Genomic DNA, 15,069 nt, shown 5'->3' with positions numbered 1-15,069 from the left:
CGATCAGGCGCCGTCGAGCCGGCGGCGCTGATCCTCGATCCGGCCCGAGGCGAGGCGCTTGCGGGCGAGATCCCGCCAGGATGATGCCATTTGCGGCAATGCTGCAAGGCTCTTGAGATCTGTGGTTGAAATCTCCGGTTGCGGCAGATCGGCCATGGCGGCTGCGGGATCGGGATGACGGCCGTTCAGCACCGCCAGCACCCGGGCCAGCGGCCAGAGCGGCTGCGGCCGCGCGATCAGCACCAGCCGGTCGCCGGGCGCGATGCGGCCCGGCCGGATCACCCGGTAATACCAGCCGGTGCGGTGGCTGGTCTGCACGCCGCGGGACATGTCGGGTCGGCCGAAGCGCAGGTTGAGCCGGAAGCAGGGCTGGCGCCCCTGCGAGACCTCGATCACCGTCTGGCCCAGCCGGAAGCGGTCGCCGATACAGATATCGGCTTCGGTCAGGCCGGCACTGGTCAGGTTCTCGCCGAAGGCGCCGGGGTGCCACAGCAGCTTTGCCAGATGTGGCGGGGCATCCGGGCCGTCGGCATCCAGCCGCTGCCGCCACCAGGGATAATGGTCGAAGGCATAATGATGCAGGGCCTTTTCCGGCCCGCCATGGTGGCGCCGGTCACCGCGGCCGTCGCCGACGATGCCGAGCGGCCCCAGCCAGACCGGCCCTGCGACCGGCTGTCGGTCGATCGCCGAGGGGACGGCCTTGGGGCCGAGCGGCCGCACCGGGCCTGCGAAGATCGCCGGAATGGCGATGTCGATCGGGGGCAGGGTCATCATCATCTCCAGCCCGCATGGTCGGCCCCGCGCCGGACGCACGGCGGTGCCACGGGCGGCGGCGATGCTAGCCGCCATGGGCCGGTGGCCGCAAGTGGCCGCAGCGTCGCAACCCAACCATTGCGCGACATCCGGCTAGAGTGGCGGCATTGCCATGAAGGGAGGGCGCGGTGACACACGGCGATCATGAGCGGCCACGCGGCGCCGATCTGCATGACCTGTCGGTGATGGCGACGCGGATGGCCGACCGGCTGGAGGCGGCGGCGGATGCCGGACAGCGGGATGACGGTCTGGCGGATCTGTGTCGCCAGGGGGCGATGTTGAGCGGATTGTGGCGGATCGCCCGCCAGTTGCTGCGCGAGGCCCGCCGGTTGTCGGACGAGGAACCAGACCCCACCCCGGGCCCGGAGGCGTTGCGCACCGCCACCGATCAGTGGATGCGCGCGCATGGCTATGTCCGCATTGCCGCCCCGGGTGATTTCATCTGCAACCCGCGGGATCTGACCCTGACCCTCCGCACCAGCCCGCGGCGTGCGGGCTGGTGCGGAGCGGGCTGCCACGGGGTGGGCTGGCAGGGGGAACGGGCGGATGCGGCGGCGGTGATGGCCTGGCTGGCCCGGATGCCGGTTGACACGGATGCGGTGGCTGACGCGGCCGATGCCGCGCCAGCCGGGAGCGGCCCGGTCAGGCGGCCTTGATTTCCGTCACGTAAGTGTCGACCAGGGTGCGGAGCCGCTGGGCTTCATCCGACAGCGAGCCCGCGGCACCGCGAACGTCACTGGCCGCCCGGCCGGTTTCGGCGGACCGTTCGGCGATGCCCTGAATGGTGCGCATCACCTCGTCGGTGCCGGCCGATGCCTGCTGGGTGTTGCGGGCGATCTCGGCGGTGGCCGCCACCTGTTCCTCGACCGCCGAGGCGACGGCGGTGGTCAGCTCGCCGACCTTGTTGACCGTGCCGGAAATCGAGCGGATGGCGCCGACGGTGCGGTCGGTGGCGCCCACGATCGCGTCGATCTGGGTCTGAATCTCTTCGGTCGCGCGGCTGGTCTGGCTGGCGAGGCTCTTCACTTCCGAGGCGACGACCGCGAAACCCTTGCCGGCCTCACCGGCGCGCGCGGCCTCGATCGTGGCGTTCAGTGCCAGAAGATTGGTCTGCGAGGCGATCTGCTGAATCAGCAGCACCACATCGCCGATCTTCTGGGCGGTGCGGGCCAGATCCTGAACGATGCCGTCGGTGGTCTGGGCCTCGGCCACCGCGCGGCGGGTGACGTCGGCGGTGTCGGCGGTGCGCGCACCCACCTCGCGGATCGAGGCGGCGAGTTCTTCCGATGCGGTCGCGACGGTCTGGACGTTGGTGGTCGCCTGCTCGGCCGCTGCGGCGACGCTGGCGCTGCGGCTGCTGTTCTCGTCGGCGGTGCTGGTCATGGTCTCGGCGCTGCTCCGCATCTGGCTGGCGGAAGAGCCAAGCGTCGAGACCACCCGGCCGATCTCGGTCAGGAAGCGCTGGGTGGCGGCATCGCGGCGGGCGCGTTCGGCCTCCCGTGCGGCACGGGCGGTTTCCTGTTCGGCGGCCAGGCGCTCGGCCAGAACGATATTGTCGCGGAAGGTCTCGACCGCCTTGGCCATGTCGCCGATCTCGTCGCCGCGCCCGGCGCCGGGGATGTGAACCGCGGTGTCCTTGTCGGCGAGACGGCGCATGACAGCCGTCATCGCAGCCACCGGCCGCGCGACCGAGGTGATCAGGACGAGGGTCGCGACCACGGCGATGATCAGGCCGACGACCAGTGCGATCATCAGCCCGGTGCGGGCGCTGTCATACGTGCCGACAGCCGCGAGGCCCTCGCGGTTGACGGCTTCAGCGTTGAGTTTGTTGAGGGCGGCAAGATCGTCCGCGACAACCTGACGACTGGCAAGCGCGGCCCCCTCATAGAGCGCCTGAGCATCTGCGGTGCGATTTTCTCGCGAAATTGGCAGAAGCCGGCTATTGACCGTCAGGTAATCCGCCCAGCCCGCCACCAGATGTTCATAGAGCCTGCGCTCCGTCTCGTCGGAAATCAGGGCCTTGTAGTCGGTGAGTGCCGTCTCGACACGTGATGCCTGCGCTGCCAGCTCCTGTTCCGTCGCCTGCATCCGCGCCTGGTCCTGCGAGATGATATGACTGGCGATGGCGAGCCGGTGCTCCAGCGCGGCGGTGTTGAGTTGCCGGATCACCTGAAGGGTCGGCACCCTGTTCTGGCGCATTTCCTGGGCGGAGTCGTTCACCGACGCCAGTCTGTCAAGGGCGAAGAGCGCGGTGGCGAGGATGACGACGATCAGCGCGGAAAACGCGATGATCAGCTTGGCCCCGATCTTCAGTGAGCGGAAGGACGGCATGTCTGGCAATCCTGTGTGGATCCGGAAGCGTCGCCCGGTGGCGACGTCTTCCGGATGCTACACAGTTCATCTTAAGAATAGCTTGATGTCGGAAATAACTCGCCGCTATCGTCTTGACTGATTGATATTCGTGGCGCCCGGCCTGCAAGCCTAGAAGTTGAACGACACCGAAAATGCACCGAACTGATCACCCTCATCCTGGCCGTCGAATTCCTTGGTCCGGAAGATGTGAGTATAGCCGAAGCGGGTGCCGCCGATGGTGATGGCGAGGCCGGCCTGCAGGTCGCCGACCAGCGGCTTCTTGTCGACGCTGCGGCTGTCCTTCCAGGTGTTGCCGTCCAGGAAGATGTTCTGGGCGACGGCGCGGCCGTCGACGCCGGCGAACAGATACCAGCCCCAATTGTCGGTGGGCCGGAAATAGGTCGATCCCGGCAGGCTGGGGCTGATCCGCGGCGGCCCGTAATCGCGCGGCAGATCCTGGCCCACCCGCAGGGTGAAGCCGGTATTGGCATAGGTGAAGACGTTGCCCAGGGCGAAGCCCGCATGGGGCGTGACATCGGCCGCGAAGCCCAAGGCCGATCCGGCGGCCAGCGCGCGCCAGCTTTTCTGATAGGTCAACTGGATGGCCGGCTCGTCCTTCAACTGGGTGTCCCAGCCTTGCGGGTCGTCGGAGCTGATCAGGTCATGGATGGTCTTCTGGGTCTGCTCGGCCAGTGACGAGGGGCCGACGACACCGAGCGACAGTTCGAGCTGGTCGAGCACGCCGCCGGTTTCGGCAACCACGCCCACCGAGCCATACAGCCAGCCGGCATAGGGCCGGTCGGTCAGCGGCGGGTTGGTGGTCGCGGTGTCGCCGGGGGTATACATGCTCTGGCCCAGAGACCAGACCACGCGGACATCGCCGCCGAAGCCGGTATAGGGCAGCAGCCCCGCCGCCTTGCGCAGCCATTCGGGCTCCTGGCCCGGCGCCGTCATGTAAGACAGGCGGAAGCCATTGGTATAATGGCGGTCGGTATCCGAGAACACGTCGTTCTCGAACACCAGACTGAACGTGCCGCCTTCGGCGTCATGAGCCATGTCGACCGGCTGGTCCGACGTGCCGTCGGTGGTGCCGACCACCGTGGTGGCGGACCCGGTATTGCCGTTGGATGTCGCATCCTGAGCATGCGCATCTGCGAGGGGAAAACTGGCGACCACGAGACCTGCGAGCAGGCTGCCGCAGAGATGTGCTGAAACGGACCGGATCATCGTGATATGCGTCCTCGGATGACTGTGACGTTGACGGCAGTGTTCCCGGCCCGCCACCGTCCGTCCAGAGGCATGATGACCGGAGGGACAGGTGATGAACCGGACATCAACTAAAATGCAACAGTTGTGGTTCCATTGCACGGCACTGGTTTTTGCCATCGGCTTCGGATTACCGTGTGCCGGGGCCGCGCCCACCGGTCGCGGGCAGGGATAACTGGGAGACCGCGCGATGGCGGCGGACAGGTTGAGCGCCGATGTGGTGATCATCGGCGGCGGGGTGATGGGATCGGCGGTGGCGTGCTTTCTGGGCCATGACCCGGCATTCACCGGCCGTGTGCTGGTGGTGGAACGTGATGCCGGCTATGCCCGCGCGTCGTCGGCCCTGTCGGCCGGATCGATCCGTCAGCAATTCTCCACCCCCGCCAATATCCGGATGTCGCAATTCGGCTTCGCGCTGCTGTCCGATCCGGCGCCATGGCTGACGGTGGATGGTGAGGTGCCGGATCTGGGGCTGGTGCGCCGGGCCTATCTGATCCTGGCCGGCGCCGACATTGGCGCGGACGATGCCGCTGGCGGCGCCGGCGCCCATCTGGCCGCGGTTCATGCAGCGCAGGCGGAAGCCGGGGCGCGGGCGCTGCTGCTGGATCCGGCGGCGATGGCGGCCCGCTTTCCGTGGCTGAACACCGATGGTCTGGCCGGCGGCACGCTGGGGCTGGACGGCGAAGGCTGGTTCGATGGCTGGGCGCTGCTGCAGGCGCTGAAGCGCCGCGCGCGCGCCGCCGGCGCGGTTTATATCGAGGACAGGGTGACCGGGCTGGAGCTGAGCGGCCCGGCGGATGGCCCGCGCCGGGTGACGGATGTGCGGCTGGCATCGGGCGGGCGGATCGCGGCCGGGCAGGTGGTGAACGCGGCCGGCCCCTTTGCCGCCGACATCGCCGCCATGGCCGGTATCGACCTGCCGGTGCGGCCCCGGTGCCGGTCGGTCTTCGTGTTCGACTGCGCCCACGGCCCCCATGACGCACCGCTGGTGGTGGATCCCACCGGCGTCTATATGCGGCCCGAAGGCGACCGTTTCATCTGCGGCTGGTCGCCGGGTGCCGGCGATGCCGACCCCGACAGTCCCGACCTGGCGGTGGATCACAGCCAGTTCGAGGACCGGATCTGGCCGGCGCTGGCGGCGCGCATCCCGGCCTTCGAACGCCTGCGGCCGGGGGTGTCGTGGGCTGGGCATTACGAGATGAACGTGTTCGATGCCAATGCCCTGATCGGCGCGGTGCCGGCCGTGCCCAACCTGTTCATGATCAACGGCTTCAGCGGCCATGGGCTGCAGCAGGCGCCGGCCGCCGGGCGGGGCGTCGCCGAGTTGATCACTCATGGCCGGTTCACCAGCCTGGATCTTGGCCAGTTCACGCCCGAACGCGTGGCGGCCGGCGTCAGGCTGGTGGAACTGGCGGTGATCTGACGAACGATCATCAGGCGCGCGGCAGCACCCAGCCGTCGCGGATCAGCACGCCGATGGTCTCGCCGGTGTCGGGCGCGTGGCGGCCGGTGCGCATCAGCAGCGGCTCACCCGCCCAGGGTGCTGCAAGACGCAGCAGATGACCGCCACCTTCGAACGTCCGGCGGCTGACGAAGGCGGGCAGGCTGCCGGTGGTGCCGGCCGGTGCCGGCACCAGGGCTTCCGGGCGCAGCACGATCTGGGTCGGGCCGGCCAGCGTGCCGGGTGCCGCGCGGATGATCGCGTCGCCGCCGCCGATCCGGACCGGCACCCGGCCGGCGGCCTCGCCGCGCAGCACCATCGCCGAGACGACGGCGCCCTGGCCCACGAAGCGGGCGGTGGCGGTATCAGCAGGCTGGTCATAGAGTTCAGCCGGTGCCGCGACCTGCGCGATGCGGCCCTGATCCATCACCGCGATCCGGTCGGCCAGGGTCATCGCCTCGGTCTGGTCGTGGGTGACATAGACGGTGGCGGCACCGGTTGCGTCATGCAGGCGGCGGATCTCGTCGCCGATGCCGCGGCGCAGATGCGGGTCCAGATTGGCCAATGGCTCATCCATCAGCACCAGGGCCGGCGCCGCCGCCAGCACCCGGGCCAGGGCAACCCGTTGGCGCTGGCCGCCCGATAACCGGTCGGGCATGGTATCAGCGTGTTCGGTAAGCCCCACCGTATCCAGGGCCGCCGCCACCCGCGCCGCGGTCTCGGCCGGGCCGCGCCGGGCGCGCTTCAGCGCGAAGGCGACGTTTTCCGCCACGGTCATCTGCGGCCACAGCGCATAGGACTGGAACACCATGCCCACGCCGCGTGCCTCGGCCGGCACCAGCAGCCGGCCATCATGATCGACCGGGCGGCCGGCGATGCGGATGCGGCCGTCATCGGCGCCGTCGAGCCCGGCGATCAGCCGGAGCAGCGTGGTCTTGCCGCAGCCGGACGGGCCCAGCAGCGCCAGGAATTCCCCTGGCGCCACATCCAGATCGACATGATCCAGAACCGTCTTCCGCCCAAGGCGCCGGGTGAGGTCGCGGATGGCCAGGGCCGGCATGGCCGCGGGCCCGCCGGTGGCGTCGCGCACCATTCCTGATGCCGCATGAAGCACGGGCCGGTCGGTCATCGCTGGTCTCCGAAGACGGCGTTGAGGCCGGGCAGGCGGGCGAGCAGGCGCAGGCCGGCCAGCGCCAGCGCCAGCGACGCGACCAGGCTGGCCAGCGCCAGCGCGGCGGCGGCGGCGGTGTCGCCTTCGGCCTGCCGGGCATAGATCGCGACACCGATGGTTTCGGCGCCACGCGACCACAGCAGCGCCGACAGGGTGAGCTCGTTGAAGGCGGTCAGCAGCACCAGCAGCGCGCCGCCAGCGGCGGGGCCGGCCAGCGCCGGCCAGGCGCCGGCCAGAATACGGCGCGCCACCCCGGCGCCCGCCAGCCGTGCCGCCTGTTCCGGCGCCGGGTCCAGCCGTCCTGCCGCCGCCATCACCGGTGCCAGCACCAGCGCCGGAAACCGGCCCAGATAGGCGGCGAGCAGGATGAACGGCGTGCCGTAAAGGCTGATGTCCAAGACGGGAAGCGGGGGCAGCAGCATCAGGATGATGGCGATGGCGAAGACGGTGCCCGGCATGGCCAGCGCCAGATCGAAGGCGCCGGCGCCCAGCCGGGCCGCCCGGCCGCCACGGGCGGCGAACAGGCCGATCGGCACCGCGATGAGCACAGAGGCCATGGCGGCGAGGCTTGCGAGCACGGCCGAGGTCGCCATGGCGCCGAGGGCGCCGTGGCGGGGGTCGACCATCATCCGGAAGCCGTCGAGGCTGGCGGTGGTGGCGGTGAGCGGCACGCCCGGCGCCGGCACCAGCGACGCCGCGATCAGGGCCAGCAGCGGCCCCAGGCTGATCGCCAGCATCGGCACCCAGACCAGCAGTGCCAGCGACCGGCGGCCGCGCCGCAGCGGCAGGCGGCCGATGATGCGGCCGCTATCGGCGACACGGGCCGCGCGGCCGGCCGCCCGGCCCGACAGATGCAGCAGGATCAGGGTGCCCAGTCCCAGCAGGGCGGCAAGCCGGGCCACATCACCCAGGCCCGCCGGCCCGAAGCCGGACATCTGCTGATAGATCAGGGTCGCCATCACAGGATAGGCGCCGGGAATGCCCAGCAGCGCCGGGACGCCGAAATTACCCGCGGCCGAGATCAGCCCCAGGGCGGCGGCGGCCGCCAGCGCCGGGCGGATCAGCGGCCGGGCCGCCACGGCGAGTGCCGCGGCCGGGCCGGCGCCGGCGATGCGCGCCGCCTCCGCCGGCTCGGCCGGGATGCGGGTCGCGGCGCCGATCACCGCCAGAAAGCCGATCGGGCTGTGTTCCAGCCCCATCACCAGCCAGACACCGGCGGCGCCCTCCAGGGGATGGGCGCCAAAGCTGGTCAGGCCCAGCCAGCCGGCGACCGGCCCCGCCGGATCGAACAGCCGGCCCCAGGCCAGCGCCGCGATCTGGCTGGGGATCAGCATCGGCAGCAGGGCAAGACCGCTGAGCGCGCGCCGGCCGGGCATGTCGGTCAGCGCCACCAGCAGCGCCAGTCCGCCGCCCAGGGCCAGGGCGATGGTCGTGGAGATGATGGCGGTGACGATGGTATTCAGCGCCGCCTCCGCCACCCGCGCATGGTCGATGCCCGTGGCGCCGGATGTCGCGGTAACCGCCTCGATCGCCAGCAGGGCCAGCGGCAGGGCCGCCAGCAGCAGGGCCGCCGCCACCGGCGGCAGCCCGGCCCGTGCCGCGCGCGGATCGCCGGCGGGGCCGGCCAGGCGCAGCAGCAACCCGCCGGCGGCCATCCTCCCTGGCGGTGTCACCCGCCGAAGAGGGCGGCGAACCGGCGCCGGGTCTCGTCGCTGGTCCGGGCCAGTTGTTCCGGCGACACGGTGCGGATGGCGACGGCATCGGCGGCGGGCCGGCCCGGCGGGGTTCCGACATCGGCGCGCAGCGGCATATAGCCCTGGGCGACCGCGAAGCGCTGGCCGGCATCCGACAGCAGCCAGCCCACGAAGGCCCGCGCCGCTTCAGGGTTGCGGGCGGTCTTCAGCACCGCCACCGGCTCGGTCACCGCCGTGGCGCCGTCTGCCGGATAGACGAAGGCCACCGGCGATCCCTTGGCGGCGGCGTTGAAGGCCATGAAATCGACGATCACGCCATAGCTGGCGCGGCCGGTGGCCACAGCGTCGAGCACCGCGCCATTGCCCTGCACGGCGCTGGCGCCGTTCGCCTTCAGCGCCTCGAAATAGGGCCAGCCCAATGCCTCGTCGGCGCTGAGCGTGCCGACATGGATCGTGGCGGCACCCGAATAGAGCGGGCTTGGCATCACCACCCGGCCAGCGGCGGCGGGGCCGGCCAGATCCTGCCAGCCGCCGGGGGCGGGCACGCCGGCGGCGGTGTTCCAGACGATGCCGGTGGCGATGATCTTGGTGCCGAACCAGGTATTGTCGGGGTCATGGCTGTCGGGGGACAGCCCGTCGACGGGCGCCTCGGGCCAGGCGGCAAGCCGGCCCGAGGCCTTCAGCCCGGCCATGGTGACGCTGTCGGCGATCAGCAGCACGTCGGGTTCGGGCGCGCCGGCGGCGAATTCGGCCGCCAGCTTGGCCATCACCTCGGTGGTGCCCGATCGGAAGACGCTGACCTCGACATCCGGTTCGACGGTATTGAATGCCGCGACCAGATCGGCCATCGCCTTCGCCGGGGTCGAGGTATAGACCACCAGCCGGCCGGATGCGGCATCGGCGGCGCGCGCGGTCAGGGGCAGGCAGGCCATGGCGGCCAGCAGGGCGGCTGCGATCATAACCGGCTTCGACATCGGACGGCTCTCCCATGGGCGCGCTGGATTGGCGATCCATCCGCATAGCACGCCGATGTTTCAGGGAGATGATGGCGGCGCGGTTATTGTGGCGCCGCCGTCAGGCTGCCGATCAGCACCACCGGCCCGGTGGGGGCGCCGGTGGTGGAGCCACCGGCGGGTTCGATCGACACGGCCAGCCCAAGGCCCGAGGCGAGGCGGGTGGCCATATCCCGTGGCACCGCGACCCGCGCGCCGGCGCGCGGGTCGATCACACCCAGCGATACCGGCGCGGCATCGCCGCCCGGCAAGGCCCACAATTCATAGTCGCGCGCGCCTTGAAGCCCATCGGCGGTGGGCAGGCCCAGCGCCTGGACCAGCAGCCGCCGCTGGCCATAACCCGCGCCGGCCTCGGCCGAGACCACCCAGGTCGGAGCCTCGGCGGCGTTCAGCGGCCGCAGCACGGCCACCAGCCGGGTCGCGGTGGTGGTGTCGGGCATCGGCTGGCGGACCAGCAGGAACGCGGCCATCGCGGCGGCGGCGGCGGCGGCGATGCCCGTGGCGCCGGCGGTCCAGCGCCACAGGGTGATGCCACGGCGCAGCGCGACGACATCGGCGGCGCGGGGGGAAGGGCTCCTGTCGTCGGCGGTCGCGGCGCCGCTGGCGATCGTCGCGTCGATGCGGGGCTTCAGATGTCGGGATGGCCGGACAGGATCCAGTTCCATGGCCATCGGTGCCAGCCGGGCTTCCCAGGCGGCCACGGCGCCGGCCAGGGCTGGATCTCTCTCCAGACGGCGCAGGATCGCATCGTGGGTGGTCTGATCCAGCGTCCCCAGAACGAATTCGGCGACGTCGATATCGTCGTGATCGGTCGCGCCGGCGCTCATCGTTCCAGACACTCCTTCAACGCGGCGAGCCCGCGGCGGATCCAGCTTTTCACGGTGCCCAGCGCCTGGTCTGTCCGCAGGGCGATCTCGCCGTGGCTGAGGCCGTCGACATAGGCCAGACGAATGCTGCCCCGCTGGCCATCGGCCAGTTCGGCGAGGCAGCGGTCGAGCGCGCCGAGGCGGCCGGGCAACTCGGCCTCGTCGACAGCGACGCTCTCGCGGGTGGGGTCGGCCTCGGCGGCGGCATCGGCCATGTCGGCGACGATGCCGGGGTCGGCCGCGATTTCGCGACGACGGCGGCGCAGCAGGTCGAGCGCCCGATACCGGACGATGCCGACGGCCCAGGCCCCGACCTCGCCACGGGTGCGATCGAAGCGGCCGGCATTGCGCCAGATCTGGACAAAGGCGTCGTGGACCGCGTCTTCCGCCAGATCGGCATCGCGCAACATGCGGATGGCGACGGCATACATGCGCCCGGACAGGCTGTCGTACAGCGCATCGAAGGCGCGCCGGTCGCCGGCGCCACAGGCGGTGAGCAGGTCATGCAGGCCGGTATCGGCATCGAAGGCGCCGGCGGGCCGCCCATCGGGACCGGCGGGTCGTCCACCCGAACCCGCCACAGCCGATCCGCCCGCGCCGCGCGCTATGCCACCGCCCTGCCGGTCGTCGGCCGGCACCTGCTCCATCCCCGTCTCCCATCCGCCTGACGAGGGAACCCTAGCATGGGCGCGCCATGCGGGCGAGGGCCGGCGCGCCGGCGGATGGTGCCCGCGGGTGGTGGTGGCGACGCCGGCCGGTCGATCAGCCCTGGGGCAGGAGCACGTGATCGACGACGTGGATCACGCCGTTCGACTGCATGACGTCATAGGTCGAGATGTCGGCGATCTGGCCATGGGCGTCCTTGATCACGATGTTGCGCGGCCCGTTCATCATCGCGGTCAGGGTTCCGCCCGACAACGTGGTCAACCGGGCGCTGCCACCGCCATCGCGGATGCGGGCCATCAGATCGTTGCGGTCGAGCCGGCCCGGCACGACGTGATAGGTCAGCACGCCGGTCAGCATCGGCTTGTTCTGCGGCTCCAGCAGCGCGTCGACCGTGCCGGCGGGCAGGGCATCGAAGGCGGCGTTGGTGGGCGCGAACACCGTGAACGGCCCGGGGGTCGACAGCGCGTCGACCAGCCCCGCCGCCTTGACCGCCGCGACCAGTGTGGTGTGATCGGCTGAATTGACCGCGTTGGCGACGATGGTCTTCGACGGATACATGGCGCTGCCGCCGACATCGACGGTCTGATCCATGGCGTGGCCCGCCGCCATCCGGTCGTGCGACATGCCACCGGCGCAGGCGGACAGGCCAAGGCTCAGGGCCAGGATGGAGACGGCCGCGAGACGGCGGCGGTTGAGGGGGGCGTTGATGCGGGTCATCGTGGATTGCCTTCAGTCTGGAGAATCGGTCGACGGATCGGATCGCCGGCGTGGTTCATGCCCTGTCAGCTCTTGGGCAGCAGCACGCGGTCGATGACGTGAAGGACGCCGTTCGACTGATAGACGTCATAGGTCGAGATCGCGGCGACCGCGCCCGCCGCATCGGCGATGGTGATGTTCGACGGTCCGTTCATGGCGGCGGTGAGCATGCCGCCGGCGACCGTCTTCAACATCGCCTTGCCGCCGCCGGCCGCGATCTTCTGTTCAAGCACCGCGGCGTCCAGCCGGCCGGGCACGACGTGATAGGTGAGGATGCCGCTGAGCGCCGCCTTGTTCTGCGGCTGGATCAGACTTTGCACCGTGCCTGTGGGCAGCCGGGCGAAGGCGGCATTGGTGGGCGCGAACACCGTGAACGGACCGGGGGAGGCCAGGGTGTCGGCCAGACCCGCGGCCTTCACGGCGGCAACCAGTGTGGTGTGATCGGACGAGTTGACCGCGTTCTGCACGATATTCTGCGATGGCAGCATCGTCTGGCCGCCAACCTCGACCGCCATGTCGGCGGCGACGGCGGGCCAGCCGCCGACGATGGTGCCGGTGGCGACGGCGCTGAACAGTGCGGCGGCGAACAGCTTGTCGAGGGTCATCTGGCGTCTCCGGAAGGACTGGCGGTGGAAGCGTGGACGGCCCGTCAGTGGATGCGAGGGCGGGCGTGGGGAGCGTTGTGTCAGGGCGGTCCGCCATCGGTTCCCGCGCGGCGCCGGCCTGTCATGGTCCGTGCAAGGACTACGGGCGTTGCCGCCGTTTTGGATGCGGGAAATTTCCCGGCCGGCGGAAACATGGCCGGGGCCGTGACCATGAAGGGCGCGGCATTCCCGCCGCCGGCCACAATTCGGGCACGGCTATGCCCGGTATCGCTCACGTGCGTTGGCGGCGGTTCCGGGCAACAGTGTGGTTGAGGCCGCGACGGGCCGCCGCACTCCCCTCCCGCCCGTCCCGACTGCCGGTTCCGATCCCGCCCCACTCAAGGCCCCGTCCCGCCTGGTGGGGATATGCGATGCTCCCCTCCTCTCCCCGGAGCATCCAGGCCGGCAGTTGCGGCGCCCCGCCGCGGCCGCCCTTCTTGACACCCAGGAGTTCCCCCCATCATGGGCATCGCCTCCCCCCGCCTCATGATCCGCCTGGCAGCCGCGGCCGCGACGGTGCTGTTCGTGGCGGCCTGCGATGACGACGCTGAAACCCCGGCCGAGACGCCGCCCGCCGAGCAGGCGGCCCCGACGCCAACCCCCACCCCGCCGACCCCCACCTCACCAGCTCCGACAGCGCCGGCCCCCACGGTGCCGCCGCCTGCGGCCGGTGCGCCGGCCCCCTCGGCCCCCCCGCCCGAGATGCAGCCGCCGCCGGCGAGCGAGACCACACCGCCATCCGACACCCCCGGTACCACGACCCCGGGTATCACGACCCCTCGCGGCAGCACGATGCAGGACGACCCGACCCTGCCGCGTGAGCCGCTGGAGCCCGAGGAGCCGATGCCCGGCACCACGGCGCCCGGCGAGGGCGGATCGGCTGGCGGTGGCACCTCGTCGGAGGTGATCGACGGCGATACAGACGAAATCGAGCCCGCGCCGGGTGCCCCGGCAACGGCCAACTGATCGGTCCGACCGCGAAGCAGGCCGGCGGAAGGGTGCGCCGACGGCCGGGTTCCCCTGAAGGACCGACAGGACGGGCCGGGTGTTCCAGATGGAACACCCGGCCCGTTCCGCATGTGCGACTGGCGAGTTTTTTTCTCCTTTCCCGTGCAGCCCTGTGACGCTTCTTACAGCGGGCTAATTTCTGGACCCGCTCATCCAAAAAGTCGCTTGACCTGCTGGCGCAAGGGCGCATCTTGTGCGTCATCATTTTCTGGGCGCATGCGTCCAGTATTCCGGAGGCGGCAGGATGAAGCGGATCATCGGTGTGTTGGTGGTGCTGGCGGTGCTTGGCGCCGCGGGCTGGTATGGCGCCGCCTGGTGGACCCATGGCCGTTTTGTCGAAAGCACCGACGACGCCTATGTGCACAGCGATATCGCCAACATCGCGCCGCGCGTGGCCGGGCAGGTGGTCGCGGTGGCGGTGGCCGACAACAGCACGGTCGCCGAGGGCGCGGTGCTGTTCCGGATCGACGACGCCGATTACAAGGTGCGGGTGGCCGAGGCCGAGGCGGCACTGGACAGCGCGCATGCGGCGGTGGAGGTGATCGACCGCCGGCTTGAGCTATCCGGTTCCGAAATCGCGCGCGCCGAGGCCGGCGTGGCCGCCGCCCGGGCCGAACGGTCGCGGGCTGGTGGCGACCTGTCGCGCTATGTGGCCCTGAACAAGAGCGCCGCCGCCAGCACCCAACGGCTGGAAACCGCCCGCGCCGATGCCCGCAAGGCCGAGGCCTCGCTGGCGGAGGCGGAGGCGGACCTTGCCACCGCCCGCGGTCAGGTGCCGGTTCTGCGCGCCAATCGCGGCGAGGCGCTGGCACAGATCGCCTCGGCCGACGCCCGTCTGGCGGCGGCGCGGCTGGATCTGGATCACACCGTGGTGCAGGCGCCCCGCGCCGGCGTGGTGGCCAATCGCGCGGTCGAGGTGGGCGAATACGTCAAGCCCGGCCAGACCGCGCTTGCGATCGTGCCGCTGCCCGAGACCTATGTCGTCGCCAATTTCAAGGAAACCCAGCTTGGGGACATGCGGCCCGGCCAGCCGGTGGTGATCGAGGTCGATGCCCTGGGCGGCCGCGAGATCCACGGCACGGTGGAAAGCATGTCGCCGGCCAGTGGCTCGCGCTTCAGCCTGCTGCCGCCCGAGAACGCCACCGGCAACTTCACCAAGATCGTTCAGCGCGTGCCGGTGCGGATCACCGTCGACGACACCGATGATGCGGCACATCTGCTGGTGCCGGGCCTGTCGGTGGTGGTGGCGGTGGATACCAGCGCCGTCCCCGATGCCGCCAGCCACCGCCCGGCCTATGGGCTTGGCGCGAGTGCTGCACCGCGCGCCCTGGCGCAGCGCTGACCGGCAGGCTGGTTCCGGGCACGGGAAGCGAGAAGGA

General features: G+C 70.7%; 14 protein-coding genes. 4 read left to right on the top strand and 10 right to left on the bottom strand.

From position 1 onward, the window contains the following. Nucleotides 1-3: 3 nt before the first annotated feature. On the bottom strand, nucleotides 4-777 hold the full coding sequence (locus WG924_RS14195; protein ID WP_345937542.1) for an MOSC domain-containing protein: 774 nt from the start codon (nucleotides 775-777) through the stop codon (nucleotides 4-6). A 164-nt stretch (nucleotides 778-941) separates the two neighbouring features. On the opposite strand from WG924_RS14195, the gene WG924_RS14190 reads away from it, so the two are divergent. After that, nucleotides 942-1,469, top strand: coding sequence for a hypothetical protein (locus WG924_RS14190; RefSeq protein ID WP_345933703.1), 528 nt, complete (start codon nucleotides 942-944; stop codon nucleotides 1,467-1,469). On the opposite strand, the gene WG924_RS14185 is transcribed toward WG924_RS14190, so the two are convergent. After that, nucleotides 1,456-3,144, bottom strand: a complete 1,689-nt coding sequence (locus WG924_RS14185) for a methyl-accepting chemotaxis protein (protein ID WP_345933702.1) — start codon at nucleotides 3,142-3,144, stop codon at nucleotides 1,456-1,458. The two genes, WG924_RS14190 and WG924_RS14185, sit on opposite strands and share 14 nt — an antisense overlap. Before the next feature lie 150 nt (nucleotides 3,145-3,294). After that, complete coding sequence (locus tag WG924_RS14180; protein WP_345933701.1) at nucleotides 3,295-4,392, bottom strand: lipid A deacylase LpxR family protein; 1,098 nt, start codon at nucleotides 4,390-4,392, stop codon at nucleotides 3,295-3,297. Nucleotides 4,393-4,621: 229 nt separating this feature from the next. Here WG924_RS14180 and WG924_RS14175 point away from each other — a divergent pair, with 229 nt between their 5' ends. Next, complete coding sequence (locus tag WG924_RS14175) at nucleotides 4,622-5,854, top strand: NAD(P)/FAD-dependent oxidoreductase (protein ID WP_345933700.1); 1,233 nt, start codon at nucleotides 4,622-4,624, stop codon at nucleotides 5,852-5,854. Nucleotides 5,855-5,864: 10 nt separating this feature from the next. Here WG924_RS14175 and WG924_RS14170 read toward each other — a convergent pair whose 3' ends face one another. The 7 genes from WG924_RS14170 to WG924_RS14140 all read right to left on the bottom strand — a co-directional run bounded on the left by WG924_RS14170 (nucleotide 5,865) and on the right by WG924_RS14140 (nucleotide 12,643). Continuing rightward, nucleotides 5,865-7,001, bottom strand: coding sequence for an ABC transporter ATP-binding protein (locus WG924_RS14170; protein ID WP_345933699.1), 1,137 nt, complete (start codon nucleotides 6,999-7,001; stop codon nucleotides 5,865-5,867). Continuing rightward, nucleotides 6,998-8,683 carry an ABC transporter permease gene (locus WG924_RS14165; RefSeq protein WP_345933698.1) on the bottom strand — a complete coding sequence of 562 codons (1,686 nt, stop codon included), beginning with the start codon at nucleotides 8,681-8,683 and terminating at the stop codon, nucleotides 6,998-7,000. The genes WG924_RS14170 and WG924_RS14165 overlap by 4 nt, the downstream gene beginning before the upstream one ends. Before the next feature lie 29 nt (nucleotides 8,684-8,712). Beyond that, entirely contained in the window at nucleotides 8,713-9,711 is a 999-nt protein-coding gene (locus tag WG924_RS14160; RefSeq protein WP_345933697.1) for an ABC transporter substrate-binding protein, read from the bottom strand. Between the two features lie 83 nt (nucleotides 9,712-9,794). Further along, a complete protein-coding gene (locus WG924_RS14155) occupies nucleotides 9,795-10,577 on the bottom strand; it encodes an anti-sigma factor (protein WP_345933696.1) in 783 nt (260 codons plus the stop codon). Then, a complete protein-coding gene (locus WG924_RS14150) occupies nucleotides 10,574-11,263 on the bottom strand; it encodes a sigma-70 family RNA polymerase sigma factor (protein WP_345933695.1) in 690 nt (229 codons plus the stop codon). Before WG924_RS14150 ends, WG924_RS14155 begins: the two co-directional genes overlap by 4 nt. A 115-nt stretch (nucleotides 11,264-11,378) precedes the next feature. Next, complete coding sequence (locus WG924_RS14145) at nucleotides 11,379-11,906, bottom strand: fasciclin domain-containing protein (protein WP_345934124.1); 528 nt, start codon at nucleotides 11,904-11,906, stop codon at nucleotides 11,379-11,381. Nucleotides 11,907-12,064: 158 nt separating this feature from the next. Continuing rightward, nucleotides 12,065-12,643 (bottom strand): fasciclin domain-containing protein, encoded by a 579-nt coding sequence (locus WG924_RS14140; protein ID WP_345933694.1) that lies wholly within the window; start codon nucleotides 12,641-12,643, stop codon nucleotides 12,065-12,067. A 501-nt stretch (nucleotides 12,644-13,144) separates the two neighbouring features. On the opposite strand from WG924_RS14140, the gene WG924_RS14135 reads away from it, so the two are divergent. Both WG924_RS14135 and WG924_RS14130 read left to right on the top strand, forming a co-directional pair. Beyond that, the gene (locus tag WG924_RS14135) at nucleotides 13,145-13,648 is read left to right on the top strand and encodes a hypothetical protein (RefSeq protein ID WP_345933693.1); all 504 of its coding nucleotides are present in this window, start codon (nucleotides 13,145-13,147) and stop codon (nucleotides 13,646-13,648) included. Nucleotides 13,649-13,934: 286 nt separating this feature from the next. Beyond that, nucleotides 13,935-15,032, top strand: coding sequence for an HlyD family secretion protein (locus WG924_RS14130; protein ID WP_345933692.1), 1,098 nt, complete (start codon nucleotides 13,935-13,937; stop codon nucleotides 15,030-15,032). The last annotated feature ends 37 nt before the right edge of the window (nucleotides 15,033-15,069 follow it).

Origin of the sequence: Tistrella arctica (assembly GCF_039630945.1) — a bacterium.
Lineage (GTDB): Bacteria > Pseudomonadota > Alphaproteobacteria > Tistrellales > Tistrellaceae > Tistrella > Tistrella bauzanensis.
Note: the sequence above shows the minus strand (reverse complement) of the source record. Positions and strands in the feature narration are given on the sequence as shown.